At 70.6% G+C, this 25,649-nt stretch carries 16 protein-coding genes; 4 read left to right on the top strand and 12 right to left on the bottom strand.

Features of this window, described 5'->3' with window-relative positions; translation table 11 throughout:
- Nucleotides 1-40: 40 nt before the first annotated feature.
- The 12 genes from QJS33_RS05120 to gatB all read right to left on the bottom strand — a co-directional run bounded on the left by QJS33_RS05120 (nucleotide 41) and on the right by gatB (nucleotide 18,307).
- Nucleotides 41-940, bottom strand: coding sequence for a carbohydrate ABC transporter permease (locus QJS33_RS05120; RefSeq protein ID WP_306366685.1), 900 nt, complete (start codon nucleotides 938-940; stop codon nucleotides 41-43).
- Nucleotides 937-1,869: a carbohydrate ABC transporter permease gene (locus tag QJS33_RS05115; RefSeq protein WP_306366684.1), complete on the bottom strand. Its 933-nt coding sequence runs from the start codon at nucleotides 1,867-1,869 to the stop codon at nucleotides 937-939. The genes QJS33_RS05120 and QJS33_RS05115 overlap by 4 nt, the downstream gene beginning before the upstream one ends.
- Before the next feature lie 352 nt (nucleotides 1,870-2,221).
- Nucleotides 2,222-3,838, bottom strand: a complete 1,617-nt coding sequence (gene cimA / locus QJS33_RS05110; RefSeq protein WP_306366683.1) for a citramalate synthase — start codon at nucleotides 3,836-3,838, stop codon at nucleotides 2,222-2,224.
- A 297-nt stretch (nucleotides 3,839-4,135) separates the two neighbouring features.
- Complete coding sequence (locus QJS33_RS05105) at nucleotides 4,136-5,260, bottom strand: branched-chain amino acid aminotransferase (protein WP_306366682.1); 1,125 nt, start codon at nucleotides 5,258-5,260, stop codon at nucleotides 4,136-4,138.
- Between the two features lie 217 nt (nucleotides 5,261-5,477).
- Nucleotides 5,478-6,539, bottom strand: coding sequence for a 3-isopropylmalate dehydrogenase (locus QJS33_RS05100; protein ID WP_306366681.1), 1,062 nt, complete (start codon nucleotides 6,537-6,539; stop codon nucleotides 5,478-5,480).
- A gap of 627 nt (nucleotides 6,540-7,166) precedes the next feature.
- Nucleotides 7,167-8,756: a phosphoglycerate dehydrogenase gene (gene serA, locus QJS33_RS05095; protein ID WP_306366680.1), complete on the bottom strand. Its 1,590-nt coding sequence runs from the start codon at nucleotides 8,754-8,756 to the stop codon at nucleotides 7,167-7,169.
- Between the two features lie 156 nt (nucleotides 8,757-8,912).
- Nucleotides 8,913-9,908: a ketol-acid reductoisomerase gene (gene ilvC, locus QJS33_RS05090; protein WP_306366679.1), complete on the bottom strand. Its 996-nt coding sequence runs from the start codon at nucleotides 9,906-9,908 to the stop codon at nucleotides 8,913-8,915.
- Nucleotides 9,909-9,982: 74 nt separating this feature from the next.
- Complete coding sequence (gene ilvN, locus QJS33_RS05085) at nucleotides 9,983-10,507, bottom strand: acetolactate synthase small subunit (protein WP_220563144.1); 525 nt, start codon at nucleotides 10,505-10,507, stop codon at nucleotides 9,983-9,985.
- 19 nt (nucleotides 10,508-10,526) lie between these two features.
- Nucleotides 10,527-12,287, bottom strand: coding sequence for an acetolactate synthase large subunit (locus tag QJS33_RS05080; RefSeq protein ID WP_306366678.1), 1,761 nt, complete (start codon nucleotides 12,285-12,287; stop codon nucleotides 10,527-10,529).
- 388 nt (nucleotides 12,288-12,675) lie between these two features.
- The gene (locus tag QJS33_RS05075) at nucleotides 12,676-13,614 is read right to left on the bottom strand and encodes a hypothetical protein (RefSeq protein WP_306366677.1); all 939 of its coding nucleotides are present in this window, start codon (nucleotides 13,612-13,614) and stop codon (nucleotides 12,676-12,678) included.
- Between the two features lie 73 nt (nucleotides 13,615-13,687).
- The gene (locus QJS33_RS05070) at nucleotides 13,688-16,393 is read right to left on the bottom strand and encodes a bifunctional diguanylate cyclase/phosphodiesterase (RefSeq protein WP_306366676.1); all 2,706 of its coding nucleotides are present in this window, start codon (nucleotides 16,391-16,393) and stop codon (nucleotides 13,688-13,690) included.
- Nucleotides 16,394-16,810: 417 nt separating this feature from the next.
- Nucleotides 16,811-18,307, bottom strand: coding sequence for an Asp-tRNA(Asn)/Glu-tRNA(Gln) amidotransferase subunit GatB (gene gatB / locus QJS33_RS05065; protein ID WP_306366723.1), 1,497 nt, complete (start codon nucleotides 18,305-18,307; stop codon nucleotides 16,811-16,813).
- Between the two features lie 241 nt (nucleotides 18,308-18,548).
- Here gatB and QJS33_RS05060 point away from each other — a divergent pair, with 241 nt between their 5' ends.
- The 4 genes from QJS33_RS05060 to QJS33_RS05045 all read left to right on the top strand — a co-directional run bounded on the left by QJS33_RS05060 (nucleotide 18,549) and on the right by QJS33_RS05045 (nucleotide 24,041).
- Nucleotides 18,549-19,676 carry a thioester domain-containing protein gene (locus QJS33_RS05060; protein WP_306366675.1) on the top strand — a complete coding sequence of 376 codons (1,128 nt, stop codon included), beginning with the start codon at nucleotides 18,549-18,551 and terminating at the stop codon, nucleotides 19,674-19,676.
- A 377-nt stretch (nucleotides 19,677-20,053) separates the two neighbouring features.
- Entirely contained in the window at nucleotides 20,054-21,238 is a 1,185-nt protein-coding gene (locus tag QJS33_RS05055) for a thioester domain-containing protein (protein WP_306366674.1), read from the top strand.
- Nucleotides 21,239-21,518: 280 nt separating this feature from the next.
- Nucleotides 21,519-22,700, top strand: coding sequence for a thioester domain-containing protein (locus QJS33_RS05050; RefSeq protein WP_306366673.1), 1,182 nt, complete (start codon nucleotides 21,519-21,521; stop codon nucleotides 22,698-22,700).
- A gap of 225 nt (nucleotides 22,701-22,925) precedes the next feature.
- Nucleotides 22,926-24,041 carry a thioester domain-containing protein gene (locus QJS33_RS05045; protein WP_306366672.1) on the top strand — a complete coding sequence of 372 codons (1,116 nt, stop codon included), beginning with the start codon at nucleotides 22,926-22,928 and terminating at the stop codon, nucleotides 24,039-24,041.
- Nucleotides 24,042-25,649 lie beyond the last annotated feature (1,608 nt).

Genomic DNA, 25,649 nt, shown 5'->3' with positions numbered 1-25,649 from the left:
TTCCGGGGACCGGTCGATCGGGGTTCGGCCGCGTGTCCGGCTACTTGACCGCGCCCGCCGTGAGCCCGCGGACGATGAAGCGCTGTCCGAAGACCACGAGGGCGAGGGTGGGCAGGACGGAGAGGGCCGCACCGGCCAGGAGGAGGCCGGGGTCGGACGCCTCGCCGGTCTTGAGGCTGTTCAGACCGATCTGGAGGGTCTGCATCTGGCTGCTGCGCGTGATGATCAGCGGCCAGAAGTACATGTTCCAGCTGGTGATGAACACGTAGACGCCGACGGCGGTGAGGGCGGGGCGGCTGAGCGGGATCAGGATCGTCCACAGGAACCGCAGGTGCCCCATGCCGTCCATGCGCGCCGCGTCGTACAGCTCGCGGGGGAACTGCTTGAAGCTCTGGCGCAGCAGGAAGGTGCCGAAGGCGTAGGCCAGGAAGGGCATGACCAGGCCCGCGAAGGTGTCGGTGAGACCCCACGAGGCGATGGTCAGGTAGTTGGGGATGAACGTGGCCTCGCCCGGGACCATCAGGGTCGCCAGGAACAGGGCGAAGACCACGGCCGACCCGCGAAAGCGCAGGAACACGAACGCGTAGGCGGCCAGGGCCGAGGTCACCAGCTGGGAGACCGTGATGATCCCCGCCATGACGAGCGAGTTCCCGTACATGCGCACCAGCGGCACGGCGTCCAGCGCGGCCGTGATGTTGTCCGGGTGGACCCCGGTGGGCACCAGCTGCGCCGGGAAGGCCGCCAGCTCCCTGGGGTCCATGATCGCCCCGGCGAACACGTAGTACACGGGGAACAGCGTCGGCACCAGGAAGAGGAGCAGCAGCAGGTAGAGCACCGCCCGTCCGAGCAGGAAGCGCGGGGAGGGCCGGTGGCGGCGCCGGGGCGCCGGGGCGGCCGCGGCAGGCGCGTCGGATCCGAGGGTGAGGGGGGCCGCGGTCATGCGTAGTGCACCTTCCGCTCGATGGAGCCGAACTGGATCGCGGTGCACACGAGGACCACCAACAGCAGGACGAGCGCCTGGGCGCTGGCCCGCCCGAAGTCGCTGGTGCTGTAGGCGAAGGCCTCCTCGAAGATCGAGTAGACCAGGGTGGTCGTGGAGCCGCTGGGCCCGCCGCGGGTGAGGATGTGGATCTGCCCGAACCCCTGGAGCGCGTTGATCGTGGAGATCACGATGAGGAAGAAAAGCTGCGGGCCGAGCATCGGAACGGTGACGTCGCGGGCCAGGCGCACCCCGGTGGCCCCGTCGATGCGGGCGGCCTCGTTGATCTCCTTGGGGATGGAGCCGATCCCGGCGGCCAGGACGAGCACCCCGTAGCCGAGGTTCATCCAGACCGTGGTGATGCACACCGACCACAGGGCCATCTCCTGGGAGGTGAGCCAGGGGACCTGGGACAGCCCGACCCGGTACAGGATGCCGTTGAGCACGCTGTTGCCGGAGCTGTAGAACACCACGAAGATCACCGAGGCGCTGGCCACGGAGAACGCGAAGGGCAGGGCGAAGGCGCCGCGCAGGAGGCGCTGACCGCGGATGACGCCCTCCAGGAGGAGGACGATGGCGAGCGCCCCGGCCACGCCGGGGACGACCGTGCCGAGCGTGAAGAGCAGCGTGGTGAGCAGGACCTGGCCGAACTCGGGCGAGGCCATCTCCGCGAAGTGGCTGAACCCGACGAACCGGCTGGGCCTGCCGATGATGTCGTTGCCGTGCATCGACAGGTACACGGTCCGGCCGAGGGGATAGGCGAGGAAGAGCGCGAAGACCACGATGGACGGTGCCAGGAACCCCCAGGCCAGCACGGTCTCCTTGCTCCTGCGGGTGCGGCGGAGCGGCGGGGCCTCGGGGGGTGCGGTGGCCGTGGGGGTGGTGGTCACGCCTCCTCCCCCGCCGGCGGTGGTGGTGGTTGGTGAGGACACGCCCCGCAGTCTTGCCCGGGCGGATGACCGGTATCCCGACGTGGGGAGAACGGTGTGCCAACGGGTGGACGCTGGGCGGTTATGTCCGACATCGATCACCACTCGTAACGTGCGGGTTCATCAGAAGTTCGCAGTATCGAGTGACCCGGGGCACAGTGGCTATATCTTTCAAGCCAGGTGTCCATTACTTGTAAGTAAGGTTCCGCCGGTTTCCTCCCCCCGACGACACGCGGCGGGCCCCTCGTCCGGTTTCACCCGGCCGAGGGGCCCGTTCGGTCACGGTCCGCCGTGACGGCAGATGACCGGACCGTCACACATCCCGTTCACGCGGGTAGCCCTGGCGCAGCAGGCCGTAGTTGAAGGCCTGCTCCAGAGCAACCCAGGAGGCGTCCACGACGTTGGGGCCCAGGCCCACGGTCGTCCACTCCCCCGCGCCGTCACTGAACGTGATGAGCGTGCGGGTGATGGCGTTGGTCCCCGAGCTGCCCTCCAGGATGCGGACCTTGTAGTCCACCAGTTCCAGTCCGGCCAGCGCCGTGTACACGCCCTCCATGGAGGAGCGCAGCGCCCGGTCCAGCGCGTTGACCGGGCCGTTGCCCTCGGCGGTGGCGATGACCCGCTCGCCCTTGACGGTCAGCTTGACGGTGGCCTCGGTCAGGCTCTCGTACGCGCCGAACAGCGGCGCCCCGTCCCGGGGACGGCGTTCGGTGATGACCCGCCACGACTCCGTCTCGAAGTAGCGGACCGGCTCGCCCATCTCCTCGCGCAGCAGCAGTTCCAGGGAGGCGTCGGCCGCCTCGAAGCTGTACCCCGACAGCTCCAGGCCCTTGACCCGCTCCACGACCCGGCCCGACAGGGCCCGGTCGCCGGCCAGGTCCAGGCCCAGCTCCTGCGCCTTGAGCTCGATGGACGCCCGGCCGGCCATGTCGGAGACGAGCATGCGCATGGTGTTGCCGACCAGCGCCGGGTCGGTGTGCTGGTACAGGTCGGGGTCGACCTTGATGGCGGATGCGTGCAGCCCGGCCTTGTGCGCGAACGCCGACACCCCCACGTAGGGGCGGTGCGTGTCCGGGGTCAGGTTGACGATCTCGGCGACGGCGTGCGACACCCGGGTCATCTCCTCCAGGCAGCCCGGGGGGAGCACGTCCATGCCCCGCTTGAGGGTGAGCGCCCCCACCACGGCGAACAGGTCGGCGTTGCCCACCCGCTCCCCGTAGCCGTTGGCGGTGCACTGCACGTGGGTGGCCCCGGCGTCCACGGCGGCCAGGGTGTTGGCCACGGCGCAGCCGGTGTCGTCCTGGGCGTGCATGCCCAGTCGGGCGCCGGTGGCCTCGCGCACCTCGGTGACGGTGCGGAAGACGTCGTCGGGGAGCATGCCCCCGTTGGTGTCGCACAGGACCACGACATCGGCGCCGGCGCCGGCCGCGGCCCGCACGACGTCGAGGGCGTAGGACGGGTCGTGCCGGTACCCGTCGAAGAAGTGCTCACAGTCCACGAACACGCGCTGGCCGTGTTCGCGCAGGTAGGACACCGTGTCGGCGATCATGGCGAGGTTCTCGTCGAGGGTCGTGCGCAGTGCGCGCTCGACGTGCCGGTCGTCGCTCTTGGCGACAAGGGTGACGACCGGCGCGCCGCTGTCGCGCAGCGCGGCCACCATGGGATCGTCGGCGGCCTTCACACCGGCCCGGCGGGTCGCCCCGAACGCGGTGAGTTGCGCGTGCTTCAGCGAGAGCTCTTGTGAAGCCCGCTGAAAGAATTCGGTGTCCTTGGGGTTCGCCCCCGGCCACCCTCCCTCGATGAACCCCACCCCGAAGTCGTCCAGCAGCGCGGCGATGGCCAGCTTGTCGGAGACCCGGAGATTGATCCCCTCGCGCTGGGCCCCGTCGCGCAGCGTGGTGTCGAAAACGTGGAAACCGTCGTCCCTCATGGGTGGAACTCCCGAAGGTGGATGCTGTGGAGGACCGACCCGGACCCGGCCAACAAAAAAGACCCCCCATGGACATGAGAGGTCTGCGCGTCGGCAAGGTCCGTTGTCAGCCGACGCGCCTCACGATAATGATCACCTGAGACGGCATGCGGCCAGTGTGCCACAGGACGACGTCCGTGACCCCGTTCGCGAACGGATTGTCCCAACATGTGGGACAGTGATTTCTCCCACTGGACAAACCGGACAGCGAGAAGGCCGCCGGAGACCCCGGCGGCCTTCGTGTCCGAGAGCGGAGGACTACCCCTGGAAGCGGGTCACCCAGCCGTGCCCGTCGGGGCGCCGCCCGGTCTGGATGCCCACCAGTTCCTCGCGCAGGCGCATGGTGACCGGGCCGGGGGTGCCGTCACCGATGGTGAACTCGCCGTCGTCGCTCTTGACGAACCCGACCGGGGTGATGACCGCGGCCGTGCCGCAGGCGAAGACCTCGGTCAGCTCGCCCGATTCGGCGGCCTTGCGCCACTCCTCGGTGGAGATCGGCTTCTCCTCCGCCGGGATGCCCAGGTCGGGGGCGAGGGTCAGCAGCGATTCGCGGGTGATGCCGGGCAGCAGCGTGCCGGTCAGCGGGGGCGTGCGCAGGCGTGCGTTCTCACCCGAGCCGAACACGAACCACAGGTTCATGCCGCCCATCTCCTCGACCCAGCGGTGCTCGCGGGCGTCCAGCCAGACCACCTGGTCGCAGCCCTTCTCCACGGCCTGGGCCTGGGCCAGGAAGCTGGCCGCGTAGTTGCCCGCGAACTTGGCCGCGCCGGTGCCGCCGGGCGCCGCGCGCGTATAGTCCGTGGACAGCCAGACGGTGACCGGCTTGACGCCGCCCGCGAAGTAGGAGCCGACCGGCGAGGCGATGAGCAGGTAGACGTAGGTGCGGGAGGGGTGGTTGACCCCCAGGCCGACGTCCGTCGAGATCATGAACGGACGCAGGTAGAGGCTGAAGTCGGGCTTGGTGGGGACCCACTCCCCGTCGTGCTCCAGCAGCAGTTCGATGGACTTGAGGAACAGGTCCTCGGGCAGCTCCGGCATCGCCATGCGGGCGGCGCTCCGGTTGAAGCGGGCCGCGTTGGCCTCGGGCCGGAAGGAGGCCAGGGAGCCGTCGGGGTGGCGGTAGGCCTTGAGCCCCTCGAAGATCTCCTGGGCGTAGTGGAGCGCGGAGGTGGCCGGGTCCAGGCTCAGCGGGCCGTAGGGCTCCAGCTTCGCGTCGTGCCACCCCTTGCCCTCGGTGTAGCGGATGCTCACCATGTGGTCGGTGAACACCTGGCCGAACCCCGGACTCTCCAGCAGTGCCTCTCGCTCCTGCGGGGTCTTCCGCCGGTCGGAGAGCTGGATGTCGAACGCCAACCCGCTCGTGGTGGTGTTGTCGTTGGTCATGACTCGTCGGTCCTCTCGGGTGCATCAGGTCGGCAGCGCCGCCGACCTGGGATCTAGTCTGTCGGAAGAGCGCACCCTGTGCCAGAGCGGGAGCAACAGGCCCGTAACACGAAGGGCGCGCCCGGTGGTGTCCGGGCGCGCCCTTGCGGGGTTCAGCGGTGGCTGTGCCGGTCGGCCGCGCCCTGGTCCATCGACGGGGCAGGGCCGACGCGGGGCGTCAGCCCTGCTCGGTTACTCGCGCGGCGAGGTCGTCGCCGATGCGGGAGGTGGAGCGGGCCTCGCCGGGGGCACGGGTCTTGAGGTCGGCGGCGACGGCGGCCTCGATGCGGCGGGCCGCCTCGGGGACGCCGAGGTGGTCCAGCAGCATGGCGGCCGACAGCACGGTGGCGGTCGGGTCGGCCTTGCCCTGCCCGGCGATGTCGGGGGCCGAGCCGTGGACCGGCTCGAACATGCTCGGGAAGGTCCGGTCCGGGTTGATGTTGCCGCTGGCGGCCAGCCCGATGCCCCCGGTGATGGCGGCACCGATGTCGGTGATGATGTCGCCGAACAGGTTGTCGGTGACGACCACGTCGAACCGGGCGGGCTGGTCGACGAAGAACATCGCGGCGGCGTCGACGTGGCAGTAGTCAACGGAGACCTGCGGGTACTCGGCGCCGACCTCGCGGACGACACGCTGCCAGAGCTCGCCGGCGAAGGTCAGCACGTTGTCCTTGTGGACCAGGGTGAGCTTCTTGCGCGGGCGCTCGGCGGCCTGGGCGAAGGCGAAGCGGACGACGCGCTCCACGCCGAAGCGGGTGTTGACGCTGTCCTGGGTGGCGATCTCGTGCGGGGTGCCCTTGCGCAGGACGCCGCCGGCCCCGGCGTAGGGGCCCTCGGTGCCCTCGCGGACGACGAGCATGTCGATGTCCTCGGGGGTCACACCGGCCAGCGGGCTCGCCACGCCGGGGTACAGGCGCACGGGGCGCAGGTTGACGTAGTGGTCGAAGTCGAAGCGCAGGCGCAGCAGCAGGCCGCGCTCCAGGACGCCGCTGGGGACCGTGGGGTCCCCGACCGCGCCCAGGTAGATGGCCTCGTGCTGCGCCAGCTCCGCGGCGACGGAGTCGGGCAGCGTCTCACCGGTGCGGTGCCAGAGCCGGGCGCCGAGCTCGTACTCGGTGGCCTCGATGGCGAGGTCGTGCCGGGCGGCGGCGACCTCCAGCACCTTGAGGCCCTCGGCGACGACCTCGGGTCCGATCCCGTCGCCGGGGATGACGGCCAGTTTCACCGTGCGCGCTGCCATGCGGCCTGCCTCTGCTCCGATCGCGATCCCACCGGCCAATTCTCACATGGTGAGATCAGAATGAACACTGAATGAGACAACCATACCGGCACGCGAGACCGGCGGCGTCCGTCGCCCCGACACTTCAGTCGCGGCGGTTCAGGGCGTCCTGGAGCGCGCGGTGGATCTCTTCGTCGACGTCGGAGGTGGACGGGTAATCGACCATGTCGTACATCATGTGGGACTCCGATTGCGGTGCGTGACCGGCATCGCGTGCGCTCGGGCCGGATGGGCGTGCGCTGCGCGGATGCCGCGGTCCACGGTGACCGCGAGAGATGAGAGAAGGCGGGAGCGGTGGTTCCCGGCGGGGTCGCCGGGGCCGCCTCCGCGGACCCGGGTCGGGGCGGGCGGAAACGGCGGGCGGCGGCGTCGACCGGTGGCGTCGGACACCGCTGGCTCCTAGGACGACAGAATATCGGATGTCCAACTATGTGGCCAGAACTTCTCACGATATGAGACGAGCGCGTGTCGTCTCAGGTGAGAAAAGCGCGCATTTCCCCGCGAAAAACCTGCGGAACCCCCCGGACACGAGAAGAGGGGCCGCACCACCGGCGCGACCCCTCTTTCCAGGCATGCCTCCCGGCCCGGTCAGTCCTCCAGGTCGACCTGGCGGGTGACCGCGGCGTCGATCTCGCCGGAGATCGACGCCAGGACGGCGTCCGGCACCGCGGAGTCGACGGTCAGCGCGATGAGCGCCCGGCCGCCCTCCTGGTCCCGGATGACCTGCATCCCGGCGATGTTGACGTCGGCGTCGCCCAACAGGGCGCCCACCTTGCCCACGATGCCGGGGCGGTCGTCGTAGGACAGGAACACCATGTGCTCGGCCAGGCCGATCTCCAGGGCGTAGTTGTTGACCTCCACCAGCTTCTCGATCTGGCGGGGGCCGGTGAGCGTGCCCGAGACCGACACCCGGGTGCCGTCGGCCAGCACGCCGCGCACCGCGATGAGGTTGCGCCAGTCGCCGCTCTCGTCGCTGGTGACGAGGTCCACCTCCACACCGCGCTCCTTGGCCAGCAGCGGGGCGTTGACGAACGTCACCGTGTCCTCGACCACGTCGGCGAACACGCCCTTGAGCGCGGCCAGCTCCAGCACCTTGACGTCGTGCGCGGCGATCTCCCCGCGCACCTCCACGTCGATGCGGCTGGGCAGCGCACCGGCCAGGGCGGTGAAGACCCGGCCCAGCTTCTCGGTGAGCGGCAGGCCCGGCTTGATCTCCTCGGCCACGCCGGTGCCCTGCACGTTGACCGCGTCGGGCACGAACTCGCCGGACAGGGCGAGCTTGACCGAACGGGCCACCTGGGTGCCCGCCTTCTCCTGCGCCTCGTGGGTGCTGGCGCCCAGGTGCGGGGCCACGACCACGTTCTCGAACTCGAACAGCGGGCTGTCCGTGCACGGCTCCTTGGCGAACACGTCGATGCCCGCGCCGGCGACCCGGCCGTCCTTGAGCGCCCGGTACAGCGCGTCCTCGTCCAGGATGCCGCCGCGCGCGGCGTTGATGACCCGCACGTTCGGCTTGACCTTGTGCAGCGCCTCCTCGCCGATCAGACCGAGGGTGTCCTTGGTCTTGGGCAGGTGGATGGTGATGAAGTCGGCGCGCCCGAGCAGGTCGTCGAGCGTGGTCATCTCCACGCCCATCTGGGCGGCGCGGGCGGGCTGCACGAACGGGTCGTAGGCGATGACCTTGGTGCCGAACGCCAGCAGGCGCTGCGCGACCAGGGCGCCGATCCGGCCCAGGCCGACGACGCCGATCGTCTTCTCGTACAGCTCGACACCGGTGTACTTGGACCGCTTCCACTCGCCGTTGACCAGCGCGTTGTGCGCGGGGGCGGTGTTGCGGGCACTGGCCAGCAGCAGGTTCACGGCCTGCTCGGCGGCGCTGACGATGTTGGAGGTCGGGGCGTTGACCACCAGCACGCCCGCCTTGGTGGCGGCCTCCACGTCCACGTTGTCCAGGCCGACGCCGGCCCGGGCGACGACCTGTAGGCGGGGGGCCGCGGCCAGGGCCTCGGCGTCCACCTTGGTGGCGCTGCGGACGATCAGCGCGTCCACGTCGGCCAGGGCCGGCAGGAGCAGGGACCGGTCGGCGCCGTCGACGCGGCGGACCTCGAAGTCCTCTTCGAGCAGCGCGATTCCGGCGGGCGAGAGTTCTTCCGCTACGAGTACGGCGGGTTTGGACACAGGGGTTCCTTTTCGGGTGGTGCGTCCCGATTCACGCAGGTCAAGCCCTACCGAGATCGGGTGAGGACGGCCGGAACAAAGTCTACTGCGATGGTAGGGAAGCCCGATGGGGGCGGGTGGTCGTAGCCACCCACCCCCACCTCACGAGGACTCCGCTCAGCCCTTGAGCCAGCTCATCAGCGGGCGCAGCTCGGCGCCCACCTTCTCGATCTGCTCGCCCTGCTCGGCCTCGCGGCGCTTGGTGAACGTCGGCTGCCCCGCGTCGAACTCGTCCATGAGCTCCTTGGCGTAGGAGCCGTCCTGGATCTCGCGCAGGATCTTGCGCATCTCCTCGCGGGTCTGGCCGGTGATGACGCGCGGACCGCGGGTGTAACCGCCGTACTCGGCGTTGTCCGACACCGACCAGTTCATCTTGGAGATGCCGCCCTCGTACATGAGGTCGACGATGAGCTTCAGCTCGTGCAGGCACTCGAAGTAGGCGACCTCGGGCTGGTAGCCCGCCTCGACCAGGGTGGCGAAACCGGCCTTGACCAGCTCCTCGGCGCCGCCGCACAGCACGGCCTGCTCACCGAACAGGTCGGTCTCGGTCTCCTCCTTGAACGTGGTCTTGATGACGCCCGCCTTGGTGCCGCCGATGCCCTTGGCCCACGACAGCGCCAGGTCCCAGGCCTGCCCGCTGGCGTCCTTCTCGACCGCGACCAGGCAGGGCACGCCGCGCCCGGCCTCGAACTGGCGGCGGACCAGGTGGCCCGGGCCCTTGGGGGCGACCATGGCGACGTCCACGCCCTCGGGCGGGGTGATGAACCCGTAGCGGATACTGAACCCGTGGCCGAAGAACAGGGCGTTGCCCGGCTCCAGGTTGGGCTCGATCTCCGCGGCGTACAGGTCGCGGTGGATGTGGTCCGGGACCAGGATCATGATGACGTCGGCCTCGCGGGTGGCCTCCGCCGGGGTGAGGACGCGCAGGCCCTCCTCCTCGGCCTTGGCGCGGCTCTTGGAGCCCTCGGCCAGGCCGATCCGAACGTCGACGCCCGAGTCCCGCAGCGACAGCGCGTGCGCGTGGCCCTGGCTGCCGTAACCGATCACGGCGACCTTCTTGCTCTGGATGAGCCCGAGGTCCGCGGCGTCGTCGTAGTACATCTGTGCTGCCACTTGGGGTTGCTCCTTGTTCTTCACATTCGTTGGGGGACGCGGGGGCACCCGGCCGTGTCCGGGCACCGGGATCCTCAGGCGGTGCGTTCGACCGCCCGCAGGGAACGGTCGGTGATCGACCGCGGCCCGCGCCCCAGGGCGACCAGCCCTGACTTGACCAGTTCCCGGATGCCGAACGGCTCCAGGTTCTTCACCAGGGCATCGAGTTTCTCGGGGTCGCCGGTGGCCTCGATGACGACGACGTCCGGGCTGACGTCCACGACGTGCGCGCGGAACAGCTCGGCCGTCTGAAGCACATGGGTGCGGCTCGACGCGTCGGCCTTGACCTTCACGAGCAGCAGCTCGCGCTGGACCGACGCGGTGGTGTCCATCTCCACGATCTTGACGACGTTGATCAGCTTGTTGAGCTGTTTGGTCACCTGCTCCAAGGGGTGGAGGTCGCAGTTGACCACGATCGTCATCCTGGACAGGCCCGGATACTCGGTGGTGCTGACGCTGAGCGAGTCGATGTTGAACCCGCGGCGGGAGAAGAGGGCAGAGGCGCGGGCGAGGATGCCCGGAGTGTCCTCCACCAGAACGGAAAGCGTGTGACGGCTCATGGTGGTCGACCTGCTCCTCTTAGTCCTCGGTGTCCCAGCTCGGCGCCATGTCGCGCGCGTACTGGATGTTGTCGTTGCTGACGCCGGGCCCGACCATCGGCCAGACCATCGCGTCGTGGTTGACCGTGAAGTCGACGACGACGGGGACGTCGTCGATCGCCATGGCCTTCTCGATGGTGGCGTCGACGTCCTCGGCGCGCTCGCACCGCAGGCCGACACAACCGTACGCCTCCGACAGCTTGACGAAGTCCGGAATGCGGACCTTCTCGTCACGGGGAGAGGTCTGTAGGTCGGTGTTGGAGTAGCGGCCCTCGTAGAACAGGGTCTGCCACTGCCGGACCATGCCCAGGTTGCCGTTGTTGACCACGGCGACCTTGATCGGGATGCCCTCGATGGCGCAGGTGGCCAGCTCCTGGTTGGTCATCTGGAAGCAGCCGTCGCCGTCGATCGACCAGACCGCGCGGTCCGGGTCGCCGACCTTGGCGCCCAGCGCGGCGGGGACGGAGAAGCCCATGGTGCCCAGGCCGCCGGAGTTGACGAACGCGCCGGGGCGCTCGTAGTCGATGAACTGGGCGGCCCACATCTGGTGCTGGCCCACACCAGCGACGTAGGTGGCCTCGGGGCCGACGACCTTGCCCAGCCGCTCGATGACCATCTGCGGGGACAGGGTGCCGTCGTCGGGGACGTCGTAGCCCTTGGGGTAGGTCTCCCGCAGGCGGTCGAGCTGCTGCCACCAGGCCGCGTAGTCCCCGGTGCGGCCCTTCTCCTGGTCGCCGCGGACCGCGACGACCAGGTCGGCGAGCACCTCGCGGCAGTCGCCGACGATGGGGACGTCGGCGTGGCGGTTCTTGGAGATCTCGGCCGGGTCGATGTCGGCGTGGACGATCTTGGCGTCGGGGGCGAAGCTGTCCAGCCGGCCGGTGACGCGGTCGTCGAACCGGGCGCCCAGGGCGACGATGAGGTCGGCCTTCTGGAGGGCGCCGACGGCGGCGACGTCGCCGTGCATGCCCGGCATGCCGACGAACTGGGGGTGGCTGCCGGGGAAGACGCCGCGGGCCATCAGCGTGGTGACGACGGGGACGCCGGTCAGCTCGGCCAGGACCCGCAGCTCGGCCGCGGCGCCGGCGCGCAGCACGCCGCCGCCGACGTACAGGACCGGGCGCTTGGCGTCGAGGATCATCCGGGCGGCCTCGCGGACCTGCTTGCCGTGCGGCTTGGTGACCGGGCGGTAGCCGGGCAGGTCCAGGCGCTCGGGCCAGACGAACTCGGCGCCCGCCTGGAGCGCGTCCTTGGAGATGTCGACCAGGACCGGGCCGGGGCGGCCGCTGGAGGCGATGTGGAACGCCTCGGCGACCGTGCGGGGGATGTCGCGCACGTCCTTGACCAGGAAGTTGTGCTTGGTGATCGGCATCGTGATGCCGCAGATGTCCGCCTCCTGGAAGGCGTCCGTGCCGATCATCGGGGAGGCGACCTGGCCGGTGATGGCGACCATCGGGACCGAGTCCATGTAGGCGTCCGCCAGCGGCGTGACCAGGTTGGTGGCACCGGGACCGCTGGTGGCCATACAGACCCCGGGTCGGCCGGTGGCGTAGGCGTAGCCCTCTGCCGCGTGACCGGCGCCCTGCTCGTGGCGCATGAGGATGTGCCGCACCTTCGCGGAGTCGTAGAGGGGGTCGTAGGCGGGGAGGATCGCGCCGCCGGGAATCCCGAAGACGGTGTCGACACCGACCTGCTCCAACGACCTGATCAGCGATTGTGCGCCGGTCATCTGCTCGGTCATCTCAAGATCCTTAGCGAGGGCCCAGAGCGGCACGGAGGCTCTGGTTGGTGGTGGGTCTGACTCGTCGTGGCCTGGTACGGCAATAAAAAAACCCCCACCGCCCGTGGCGGTCGAGGGGTGGCGCGCAGCAGAAGTGACTCAGTGGGCTGCGCGCCGACCAAGTACGAGAATCAGGGAGTTGCTCTTCACGCTCCCAACCTTGGCCGAAGACACGTCCACCCGTCAACCAGAACTTCACATTGTCTCAAATATTGAGACATGCATGTCAGCATGCGGCCGCCGACGCCCCACGGAAGCCCTGCGGAACAGCACGAACGCACAAAAAGCCCCCGTTACATGTAACGGAGAACACGTAACAGGGGCCCTGCGGTCCGATCGTTAGCCGTCCTTAACGAGTCTCGACGGAACACTCATCGAAGACGTCCTCGACCCGCTCGGCGCGGACGGCCCTACCCAGCCAGGTGTCCAGCAGGTCCAGATCGGTCTCGCCCTCGATCCGTTCCCGGGCCTCTTCGGAAACCTCGACCCCCTGGGCCCTGAGCACGGTGAGCACCGCCTCGGCCTTGCCCTCGGCCTTACCCTCGGCCTTGCCCTCGGCCTTGCCTTTGGCCTGGCCCTCGCGGAAGGGGCGTCCCATCAACTCGGACTTGTACTCGTAGTCGTCCTTCAGCTTCATGAACTTCTCCAGGATTCCGGGGGCCGTGGCCTCGAAGGCCGCGACCGCATAGTCAGCGTACAACCGGGATGACGACTTATCGAGGCTCTCCAGAGCCGCGACCAGCGCCCGCGCCGCTGCTTCGTCCTCGCCCTTGGGCGGGTTGTTGGCCAGAGCCAGAATGGTCAGCACCGGCCGGGCCGCGGCCGCCTTCAGGTCGGTGATCGGTTTGAGGGTGTCCAGAGCCAGGATCCGGGGGCGGACCTCCCCGCATCCCAGGTCGATGGGCTCGGCGTAGTATTCGGCTATCGCCGATGTGGGAGTGACGGCCAGCAGGATCACCGGGCACCTCAGGCGCCACCGGATGTTGGCGACATAGGCGGGCCAACTGTAGAACTTCCGGGCGTCCCGGGAATTCTGGGGTTCGACCATGATCGCCAGCACGGGGACGGGCTCGTCCGGGTCCTCCCCAGGTCCGGGCGGCCGTTCACAGACCACCACCGAGTCGGAGGTCAGGTGGGCCACCGCCGTGCTGGTCGCTTCGGCGGCGTCACAGCGGACCCGGGTGAACTCCGGCAACGGTGTACCGGTGATCTCTTGGAGGAGTTCCACAGCCGATTCCGGATCATTGCGGATCAGGTCGAGGGGGAACTCGTGCTGATAAGAGGGCATGGTGGAAAAGTAGCGCCCCCATCAGCGTTTCCGCAGGTGAACGGCGCTATTTCCGCATTACGTACGAATTGTCCTACAGGTTGGCGCCGGCCTCGCCGCCGACCAGGGACTCCACGCCGGAAGCGGCCATCGGGCGGGCGACCAGGAAGCCCTGGCCGCGGTCGCAGCCCATCGCCCGCAGCTGCTCCAGCTGCTCGGGGCGCTCGATGCCCTCGGCGACCACCTGGACGCCCAGGTCGCGGCCGAGCTGGATGATCGTGTGCGTGAGCAGCGTGACCGTGTCGTCGCGGCCCAGGTCGGCGATGAACGACGGGTCGACCTTGATGGCGTCCACGCTCAACCGGCGCAGGTGCGCCAGCGAGGCGTACCCCATGCCGTAGTCGTCGATGGCCAGCTGCACGCCCAGCTCCCGCAGCTCCGCCAGGTGCTGCACCGCCTCGCCGCCGCCGTCGAGCAGGACGTCCTCGTCCACCTCCAGGGTGAGCACCTCGGCGGACAGGCCCGAGTCGGCGAGCACCGACTCCACCGTCCGCACGAAGCGCGGCGACAGCACCTGCTTGACGGACAGGTTCACCGACAGGCCGATGTCCCAGTCCGACACCCGCCACACCGCGACCTTCTCGCAGGCCTCCCGCAGGATCCACTCCCCCAGCGGCACGATCAGCCCGGACTCCTCGGCGGCGCCCAGGAACCCGTCCGGGCCCACGGTCTCGCCGTCGCGGTTCCAGCGCACCAGCGCCTCCACCGACGTCACCCGGGACGTGTCCAGGTCCACGATGGGCTGGTACTCCAGGAAGAACTCGCCCTCCGCCAGCGCCCGGCGCAGCCGGATCTGCAACTCCAGCCGGGACACCACCGTGTCGTGCATGTGCGCCGCGTACACCTCGACGTTGCCCGGACCGCGCTCCTTGGCCCGGGTGAGCGCCACGTCGGCGTTGCGCAGCAGGTCGCCGCTGTCGGTGTCCGACTCGGCGAAGGCCACCCCCAGGCTGGCCGTCAGCACCAGCTCCCGGTCGGCCACCTGGAACGGCTCCGAGGCGATCACCCGGCCCAGCCGCTCCGCCAGGTCCACCACCCGCTGCGCCCGGGGGACACCCTCGATGAGGACCGCGAACTCGTCACCGCCCCAGCGCGCCAGCGTCGCCCCCGGCTCCAGCTCCCCGCGCAGCCTGCGCGCCGCCTGCGCCAGCAGGTGGTCGCCGCGCACGTGCCCGGCGGAGTCGTTGACCGCGGTGAACCCGTCCAGGTCCAGGAACAGCACCGCGATGTCGCCGGTGGGCTCGTCGCTGATCGCCCGGTGCGCCAGCACGTCGCTGGCCCGCTCCTCCAGGTAGGACCGGTTGGGCAGCCCCGTCACCCCGTCGTGGAAGGTCAGGTGCTCGACCTCGTCCTGGAGCGCCACCTGGGCGCTGATGTCCCGGGTGGTCACCAGCAGCCGGTCCGGTTCGCCGGGCTGCTCGTACAGGGACACCGTGGACTCGGTGTGCCGCCAGGTGCCGTCCGCGGCGCGCACCCGCAACCGCAGGTGGACGCCCTGGCCGTCGCGTTCGTCGAACAGGGCGGTGACCGCCTCGATCCGCTCCATGTCCTCGGGGTGGACGAGCGCCGTCACCGGCGCGGCCAGCACGTCGTCCAGCCGGTACCCGAACGCCTCCGCGGTGCCCGGGCTGACGTAGGACACCCCGCCGTCGCGGTCCAGCACCAGGATGACGTCGCCGCTGTTGCGGGCCAGCTCGTGGAAGTGCCCCTCGCGGTTGCGCACCATCCGGGTGAGGGTGGCGTTCTCCTCCAGCATCCCGAGGATGCGCACCAGCAGCACCAGCACGGCGGTCCCCGCCGCCAGCGGCAGCACCGGGGCCACCCCCGGCAGCCGCAGGCCCGCCACCGTGAGCACCACCGCAGCGATCGCGACCGCGCCGACCGCGGCCAGCTCCGGGGCGAACCGGTACAGGCCCCGCCCGGTGATCCTGCGCGGCCGGGCGCCGGGGCGGTGCTCCACCAGCCACGGCAGCGCGCCCATCAGCGTGAACCCCAGGAAGCGGATCGGGTGCTCCAGCCCGCCCAGCACCGGCGGCCCGGTCAGCCGACTGACGGCGCCGATCATGTCCGAGGCGGCGATCACGATGAGCACGCCGATCGCCAGCAGGACCGCGCGCCGCGTGCTGTGCGGTGACATGAAGACCAGTGGGACCAGCAGGCACAGCACCGCGATGTCGGCCACCGGGTACACCAGGGCGAAGCCCAGCACCCCCGAGCCCTCGCCCAACTCGTCGTACAGCGGGGAGAACAGCAGCAGCCACACCACGGCGAACACGGCGGCGGCGCACACATAGCTGTCGGTGATGTGCCGCAGGGCGGTGCGCAGGCCCCCGGGCCAGGGGGCGAAACGGGTGAAACCCACCACGAACAGCGGCAGAGCCGCCAGTGCGAACAGGTCCCCCAGGGTCAGGGACAGCACCGACCCGGAGCCGAGCATCCGGGTGATGCCGTGGGTGACGCCGCCCGCGCACCAGGCCAGGGCGGCGAAGCCGAGGTTGCGCAGCGCGGCCGGTCCGTCGGCGCCGTCGGCGTGGGCCTCCCGGTCGGCGCCGGTCGCCGCCCAGCGGCGCGACGCCAACAGCAGGGACGCACCGGCGACCCCCGCGGCCACGGAGGCGGGCCACTCGCCGAGCAGGGTCGCGACGGTGCCCTCCCCCACGGGGACCAGGGTCGCCGCGAGGTAGACGAGGAACAAGGCGACGAGCCCGCTGACCGACAGGCGACGTGCCCGGGTTCCCATTACCGACCTCCCAGCGGGAGCGCAGTGGACTCCGCGGCGGATCGCCGCGGACACGCTCTCTCCTCGGACATGGAGCACCCACCTCGCGTCGTGACGATTCCGGGCGCGCTCGGACGTGCGGCGCGCGGACCGGCGATCTCGTGGGACCGGGACGTTCCGGTGGCGGGCGGTCGCCGTCGACCGCGGCACCACCGTGCGGTCGCAACCCTACGCAACCAAGGTCACATGGCGATTGAGGACCGGATGAGAGATGACGACGGAGTCGTCACCCATCGTGACCGTGGCTGCGGACGCCGGGGCCCGAATGCTCACAGGGTGTACCGCGTCCACCTTCCGGAACCGCGGCACACCCTGAACCCTAGGGGATGCGGGACGGGCCCCGTCCCCGCCCCGGCGTGGCGCCGGGCACACACGGGGTCAGGAGACGCCCAGCTTCTCCAGGATCAGCTGCCGGGCGCGACCGGCGTCGGCCTGCCCGCGGGTCGCCTTCATGACCGCACCGACCAGGGCGCCGGCCGCGGCGACCTTGCCGCCGCGCACCTTGTCCGCGGCGTCGGGGTCGGCGGCGATGGCGGCGTCGACGGCCGCGCCCAGCGCACCGTCGTCGCTGACGACCTTGAGGCCGCGGGCCTCGACGACCGCGTCGGGCTCGCCCTCACCGGCCAGCACGCCCTCGACGACCTGGCGGGCCAGCTTGTTGGTGAGCGTGCCCTCGGCGACCAGGGCGATGATCCGTGCGACCTGGGCGGGGGTGATCGGCAGGGCGGACAGCTCCACCTCCTGCTCGGTGGCGCGGCGGGACAGCTCGTTCAGCCACAGCTTGCGGGCCTCGCCCGAGGGCGCCCCGGCGGCGACGGTGGCCTCCACCAGCTCGACCGCGTCCGCGTTGACCAGGTCGCGCAGCTCGGTGTCGCCGAGGTTCCACTCGGCGCGGATGCGGGCCCGCTTGGCCGCGGGCAGCTCCGGCAGGGTCGCCCGCAGCTCCTCGATCCACTCCTCGGAGGGGGCGACCGGGACCAGGTCGGGGTCCGGGAAGTAGCGGTAGTCCTGCGCCTCCTCCTTGCTGCGGCCGGAGACGCTGGAGCCGATGTGCTCCTGGAAGTGGCGGGTCTCCTGGACGACCTTGCCGCCGGCGTCCAGCACGCCCGCCTGCCGCTCGATCTCGGAGCGGACGGCGCGCTCGACCGAGCGCAGGGAGTTGACGTTCTTGGTCTCGCTGCGGGTGCCCCACTCGGCGGCGCCGCGCTCGTTGATGGAGACGTTGACGTCGCAGCGCATGGAGCCCTCCTCCATGCGGACGTCGGAGATGCCCAGGGAGCGGACCAGGTCGCGCAGCTCCGCGGCGTAGGCGCGGGCCACCAGCGGGGCCAGCTCCCCGGTGCCGGTGATCGGCTTGGTGACGATCTCCAGCAGCGGGATGCCCGCGCGGTTGTAGTCGACGATGGAGTACTCGGCGCCGTGGATGCGGCCGGTGGCCCCGCCCACGTGGGAGGTCTTGCCGGTGTCCTCCTCCATGTGGACGCGCTCGATCTCCACCCGGAACTCGCGCGGCCCCTCGGGGGTGTCCACCGTCACGTCCAGGTACCCGTCGACGCAGATCGGCTCGTCGTACTGGGAGATCTGGTAGTTCTTCGGCATGTCCGGGTAGAAGTAGTTCTTCCGGGCGAACCGGCCCCAGGGGGCGACGGAGCAGTTGAGCGCCAGGCCCAGGCGGATGGCGCCCTCGACGGCCTTGGCGTTGACCACCGGCAGGGAGCCGGGCAGCGCCAGGCAGACCGGGCACACCTGGGTGTTGGGCTCCGCGCCGAACCCGGTCGGGCAGGAGCAGAACATCTTCGAGGCGGTGCCCAGCTCGATGTGGGTCTCCAGACCGAGCACCGGCTCGTACTTGGCCAGCGCCTGTTCGTAGGCCACCGGGCCGCCGTTCGTGGTAGGAGTCACCGCGTGGGCCATCGCCGCAAACCCGTTTCCGTAGAGGACATACCTTCCAGGTCAGCCTACCGAGCGCCCGGGGGTGCAGTGTCCGACGCCGGATGTCACGTGATGCGCACGATCCGGCCACCGTAGAGGTGTTCCTTCGTCACCCAGGGTGCCGGACCGTTAGTGTGAATGTCCCCAGGAGACGATTTCGCCAGGCCGAGCACGGGAGCTGCACATGGGCATCCTGCATCGGTGCGCAACGCTGTTTTCCTCGTTCGTCCTCGTCGCGACCCTGGCCGGCACCCCGGCCGCCCTCGCCGACGACTTCTCCCGCGTGGAGCGCGACGCCGTGTCCGGGACGGACCTCGTCCCCGCCGGCGGCGAACCCGTGGCCACCGCGCTCTACAGTCTGCGCACCGGGAGCGACGACACCGTGCGCGCCTACACCGCCTCACCCGACGGTGAGGTCCGTCGGCGTGCCGCCTATGTGGAGTCGGGGTGGTCCGACGCCCCGGGCGAGGACGCCGACCGGGCCCGGTGGGTCGTCGCCAACGCCTACCCCCACCGGGACCTGATGTCGCTGAGTCTGGACATCGGCCTGCCGCTGGGCGAGGAGCAGGCGATCGCCGGCACCCAGGCCGCCCTGTGGCGGGTGCTGTCGGGCACCGAGCCCGACCGCGAGGCCAACGACGAGACCGTGCTGGCGCTGTACGACCACCTGCTCGGCACCGACGGCGCCCTGGCGGCCGGCCCGCGCCCGCTGACCGTGGGCCCCGACCACCTGGAGGCGACCGACCCGCGGGAGCCGCTGGGCCCGCTCACCGTGTCGAGCACCGGCGACGCCCCGCTGGGCGTGTCGCTCAGCGGGGCGCCCGCCTCCTGGCTGGTGGACGCGCAGGGCCGCCAGACCGACCGGGTCACCGACGGCGGCGAACTGTACCTGGACGTGAGCCCGTCCGTCCCGGCCGGGGTGGTGACCCTGCACGTGCGCGGCGAGAACCTGCCGCTGGCCGAGGGGAGCCTGTTCACCGGCCGCGACGGGGTGCGCACCCGACCGCTGGTCACCGCCGAACCGGCCGAGGCGACCATCACCACCACGGCGACGGTCACCTGGCGCGCCTCGGACCCCGAGCCGACACCGACGGCGCCCGAAACCCCGACCGAAACCCCGGAGCCGGAGCCCAGGGAGCCTCTCACCGAGGCCGCACCGAGCCCGGTGGCCACGCCGACCGAGGCCGACCGAATCCCCGAGGAGGACCTGCCGACGACGGGCACCTGGCTGTCGGGGCTGTTGGTCATCGCGGGGGCTCTGGTGGTATCCGGCCTGATCATCCTGGTTCTGGGCCGCAAACGACGCGAGTGACCCGCATCAGGTTGCATAACATTCGCTCATAATGCGGCCTTGCGTGCCCGGCATTTTTTCTCGCCCGTATCCGGCCACATTTTTCGCGAACCGGGTTGGAAGTGGCGAATGGGATCGCTAGTATCGGGCGGGCGATCGACCTAGTGCGGCGCGCCGTAGGCCCGCCCCCGCGAGACGGCTCAGCCCGGGATCGGGACGCATCACGCCCTCCTGACCCATGGCTCCACGCCGCCTGACCCCGACGTGGCTCCCCCCGACCCGGACGCACGTGAGGCGGCCTCGTACCGCCCGTCCTTCGCAACGGATCACACCGCGGTGCCCCATCGCGGCCTGAACCGTTTCCATCCGGTTACCCCTAGACGACACCGGGATACGACTTGACTCAGATCTCCCTCCCCCGTACCGCCGGGCGCGCGGGCCTGGCGGCCGCCGCCGCTGCCTTCCTCGCCTTCGGCCTTGCCGCCCCCGCGGCCGCCGACACCGTGCGCGCGGAGTACACGCACAACGCCGAACAAGGTTCCCCCGTCGAGATGAACGGTAGGAACTTCGGGACGAACCTCTTCAACCTGCGTCTTGAAGATGGCTCTGACCTCACGATGTACTGCATCGACCTGGAGACCGGGATTCGCGGCGGTGCTTGGTACGTCGAGGACGGCTGGGAGACGTACGAAGGTGACGGCGAGTTCAACGAACCCGCCAGGATCCACTGGATTCTCCAGCACAGCTACCCTCGCGTCAGCACCACTGACCTGGCGGCCGCCGCAGAGATCGACTCTCTGAGCGAGGAGGACGCCCTCGCCGCCACCCAGGCCGCGATCTGGCACTTCAGCAATGGCGCCAACCTGACCGGCAGCAACGACGCGATCGAGGCCGTCTACAACTACCTGGTCGAAAAGGCTGACGATCTGCCTCAGACCTCCGAGCCCGATGCCAGCCTGAGCATCACCCCGGACATGGCCGAAGGTGTGGCCGGTTCCACTGTCGGTGAGTTCACCATCGAGACCAGCGCGGACTCTGTCCCGGTGGTCATCCAGGTCCCCGAGGGTGTCACCCTCGTGGACCTGGAGACCGACGAGCCGGTCGGCGACACCGTCGAGAACGGCGACAAGGTCGGCTTCGAGGTCTCGGCCGATGCCGAGGCGGGTCAGGCCTCCTTCTCCCTGGAGACCACAGCTGAGGTCGCCACCGGTCGCCTGTTCAGGGGGGCTGAGGGCGAATCCAAGACCCAGACCCTGATCACCGCCGAGGGCGGCGAGACCACGGTCTCCGCATCGGCCTCCGCCACCTGGACCGCCGGCGAGGAGCCCAGCCCCTCCCCGTCCCCGTCCGAGGAGCCCAGCGAGTCCCCGGAGCCCAGCCCGACCCCGTCGGAGTCCCCCTCCACCCCGGCCTCCCCGGAGCCGAGCAACCCGGCCGACGACCGTGACGAGCCGAGCCTGCCCGTCACCGGTGGCGCCCTGGCCGGCCTGGTCGCCGCGGGCATCGCCGCCCTCGGCGCCGGCGGCGGAGCGATCTACCTGAGCCGCAAGCGCAAGGCGGCCGGTGCCTCCACCGAGAGCTAAGGCCACGGCCTGAGAGCCCCCTCCCGGAATTCACCCGGGAGGGGGCTTTCGCGTGTGCACCGTTCGGCCCTTCTGTGCATCTCCTTCACAGGAGCCGCGAACCGTGCCTCGGATCCCGAACGCCGCCGCACCCCACGGCTTGGTAGGGACATCCCATATCGCTAATATCGGTCACGCGGTATATACCGACTCCCCACTCGCACTCCTCACGGCGATCCTCCGACCGTGCGAGTGCCCCTGACTCCCTCGCGGACATCACCGCAGAACTCAAGGAAGAGACGTGACGAACGTGTCCCTCCCCCGTGCCCTCGGGCGCACGACCGTCGCCGCCGGCGCGGCCGCCCTCCTCGCCTTCGGCCTGGCCGCCCCGGCCGCGGCCGACAACGCCGCCCGCGCCCAGTACACGGGCATGACCGGACCCGACGGTGTCGCGATCGTGATGGGAGACAAGGAGACCCGCGCCACGCTCTTCGAGCTCACCCTGGAGGACGGCGACACCCTCAGCGCCTACTGCATCGACCTGGAGACCTACACCCGCGACAACGCCTGGTACGTGGAGGACGACTGGGCGAACTACCCGGGCAGGGGCGACTTCAGCGAGCCGGGGAAGGTGCACTGGGTCCTCCAGCACGGCTATCCGACCGTCTCCGCCCAGAAGCTGGGCGCCGAGGTGCGCCTGCCCCGCCTGACCGAGTCGGAGGCCATGGCCGCCACCCAGGCCGCCATCTGGCACTTCACCAACGGCGTCGACCTGACCCGCGCGCCGGGCAACGTCACCAAGCTCTACGACCACCTGGTCGAGAACGCCGAGGACCTCTCCCAGGAGCCTGGTCCGTCCCTGAGCGTCACCCCGGGCGAGGAGTCCGGCGAGGCCGGTTCCATCGTCGGTGGGTTCACCATCGAGACCAACTCCGAAACGGCCATCGCGGTCGTCGAGGACCCCGCCAACCCGGACGGCGTCGACCTGGTCGACATGGACGGCAACCCGGTCACCGAGGTCGAGAACGGCGACAAGGTCGGCTTCGAGGTCCCGGCCGGAACCGAAGCGGGCCAGGCCTCCTTCTCCCTGGAGACCACCGCTGAGGTGTCCGCGGGACGGCTCTTCCAGGGGGAAGACCCGAACAACCCGACCCAGACCCTGATCACCGCGAAGAAGGAGACGGTCACCGTCTCGGCCTCCGCCACGGCCACCTGGACCGCCGGCGAGGAGCCCAGCCCCTCCCCGTCCCCGTCCGAGGAGCCCAGCGAGTCCCCGGAGCCCAGCCCGACCCCGTCGGAGTCCCCCTCCACCCCGGCCTCCCCGGAGCCGAGCAACCCGGCCGACGACCGTGACGAGCCGAGCCTGCCCGTCACCGGTGGCGCCCTGGCCGGCCTGGTCGCCGCGGGCATCGCCGCCCTCGGCGCCGGCGGCGGAGCGATCTACCTGAGCCGCAAGCGCAAGGCCGCTTCCGCCCAGGAGTAATCCCCCTGCCCTCGGGCCCCGTCCTGTTACAGGACGGGGCCCTTTGTCGTGTGCACACCAGACAAAAACCCCAAGCGTGGACACAATGCACTTGCGTCACTACCAAGGGTTGGAAGCATGAAGGTGAATCGCTACCATCGGCCCGGTATCCCCCCATGGAACAGGCGCCTCGCCACCGTTCCCGAGCACCTCTCCCCCTCCGCTCCCCCCGACGGAAAGAGATCCGTGAACGCGTCCGCACCCCGCCGCCCCGTCCTCGCAGCGCTCACGGCCACCGCGCTCCTCCTGGGCCCGCTGGCCCTCCCGGCCGCCGCCGACCCCGTCCGCGGGCAGTACACGGGGGTCGACGAACACGGGCACGGGATCGTCATGCGGGGCGAGGAGTTCACCACCACCGCGACCTTCGGCGTCGACCTGGGCGACCGCGTCCTGCCGACCTACTGCATCGACTTCCGGACCGGGATCGTCGAGGACGCCTGGTACGTGGAGGACAGCTGGGCCGACTACCCGGGCGAGGGGGACTTCAGCGAGCCGGGCCGGGTCCACTGGATCCTCATGAACTCCTACCCGGTCGCGGAGATCGGCGACCTGCGCGAGGAGACCGGCATCCCGGGCCTGACGAAGGCCGAGGCCCTGACGGCGACCCAAGCGGCGATCTGGCACTTCAGCAACGGGCTCGACCTGGAGCAGGTGAAGCAGAACCCGGACCTTCCCACGGTGTCCGAGGAAGAGGTCGTGGAGCTCTACGAGCACCTCGTCGCCAGCGCCGAGGAACTGCCCGACGAGCCGCCGACCGCCCTGTCGGTGTCCCCGGAGGAGGCGTCGGGGCTGGCCGGGGAGACCATCGGCGAGTTCACCGTGGAGACCAGCGCCGCGTCGGTGCCCGTCGAGCTGGACGCGCCCGCCGGCGCGGAGGTCGTGGACCTGGCGACCGGGGAGGCCGTCGAGTCCGTGTCGGACGGCGACCGGATCGGGCTGTCCGTCCCGGCGGACTCCGCCGCGGGAGAAGCCCGACTGACCGTCGCCGCGGAGGCGGCGGTGCTGACCGGGCGCCTGTTCAAGGGCGAGGAGGCCGACGAGCCGACCCAGACGCTCATCGCGGCGGCCGACGGCGAGATCACCGTCTCCCGTACGGTGGCCGCCGCCTGGGACGAGGCGGGCGGAACCCCGCCGCCGATCGCCAGCCCCTCCGCGAGCCCGGTGGCCGCTGCGGCCGACGACCGCGGCCTGGCCCTGACCGGCCCGGCGATCACCGCCCTCGTCGCGGGTGCGGCGGTCCTCATCCTGGGCGGTCTCGCCTTCCTCCTGGCGGCGCGCCGCCGCCGGGTCGCGCAGGGCTGAACCGACACCCGCCCCCGAACCCGGGGCCCGGACCGTACCCCCCACGGCCCGGGCCCCGTCCCATGCCCGCCCTGGTCGCGACACCGCCCTCCACCGAGGGGGTCCACTCCCGGCCCGAATCGCCCCCGGCCCGATCCGCCCGCGTACCCGCCATGCCTTCTCAACGCTGTGAGGGGTGACAGGTGCGCCTGCTCGGGGTCTCAGGCGCTGCCGGAGGGAAGATCGTCTCCTTCGGCTCCGGGGGGCGGGGCGGGCATTTCCTTCGTCCCGGGCACGTGGGGGTGGAGGCCGCGGTCGTCCTCCCGCCCAGGAACAGGGGGTGTCCACCCGCCCGGGAACCCTGGCCACAGCCGGGAGGAGAGCCGGGGCCTCCGCCGCAGGGGGTTGTTCACCCGCCCGGGAACCCTGGCCACAGCCGGGAGGAGAACCGGAGTCCTGCACCCCAGGGGGGTTGTTCACCCGACCGGAATGCTCAGCCCGAGCCGTGTCACGCCAGTGGGGTGCCCGGCCATAGGGGGTCTTCGCGACAGAGGTGAAGGTTTCCAAAAGGGCCACCGCTTGGAAACGGACGGGGCGCTACGCGTGGGCCCGGCCCCGGCCGCAGTCGGCGCCCGGCAGCTTTGCAGACCGGTGCGTTGGGCGCTCGTGCGGGGTGGTGGGGGTGTGATCGCCGGAGCCGGGTGCACGTGGAGCGTGCACACCCGCACCGCTTGGGGCGGGAGGCAATGGTCCGCCTGCGAACAGAGGAGCGCTCCACGCTCGCTTGAAAGCCCGGCCACAGACGGGGTGACCCCGGCGGTGCCCGCCCTCCGTCACCGAAGGGGGGTGAAGGGAGGAAGAACCGCGGCCTCCGCCGCAGGGGGGTGAAGGCCGCGCTTACCCGCTCCGCCCGGTTGCCGGGGGGCGGGGGGAAGAACCGCTGGCCTCCACCACCCCGCAGGGATGCAACCCGCACCCGACTTCCGGCCCTGGCCGCCCGGGGGCGTCCGGAAAAATGGTCTTCGCCACCGGCACCTCAGTGAGCGGGGCCGTGCCGGTTCACCCCTCTGGAGCCCGGTCGCGAGCACTCCCGGTCCGCCCCCCTTGAAGTGAAGGTCGCGGTTCTTCTTCCGGTCCGGGGCCGGAGTGTGCGGTCCTTCCTCCGGTCTGGGGCGCAGGCAGCGGGAACGCTCCGGTTCACCCCCCGTGTGGCGAGGGTCTCAGTCCTTCCTTCCCTTCACCCCCCTGTGGTGGCGGAGGGCGGGCACCGCTGGGTTACAGCATCTGTGGTCGGGCTTTCAAACGAGCGTGGAGCGCTCCTCTGTTCGCAGGCGGACCATTGCCTCCCACCCCAAGCGGTGCGGGTGTGCACGCTCCACGTGCACCCGGCTCCGGCGATCACACCCCCACCACCCCGCACGAGCGCCCAACGATACTCTCCACACTCTGCCGGGCGCCGACTGCGGCCGGGGCCGGGCCCACGCGTAGCGCCCCGTCCGTTTCCAAGCGGTGGCCCTTTTGGAAACCTTCACCTCTGTCGCGAAGACCCCCTATGGCCGGGCACCCCACTGGCGTGACACGGCTCGGGCTGAGCATTCCGGTCGGGTGAACAACCCCCCTGGGGTGCAG

Origin of the sequence: Nocardiopsis sp. CC223A (assembly GCF_030766825.1) — a bacterium.
Classification (GTDB): Bacteria; Actinomycetota; Actinomycetes; order Streptosporangiales; family Streptosporangiaceae; genus Nocardiopsis.
The sequence above is the reverse complement of the archived record's forward strand: the minus strand, read 5'-3'. Positions and strand labels throughout refer to the sequence as shown.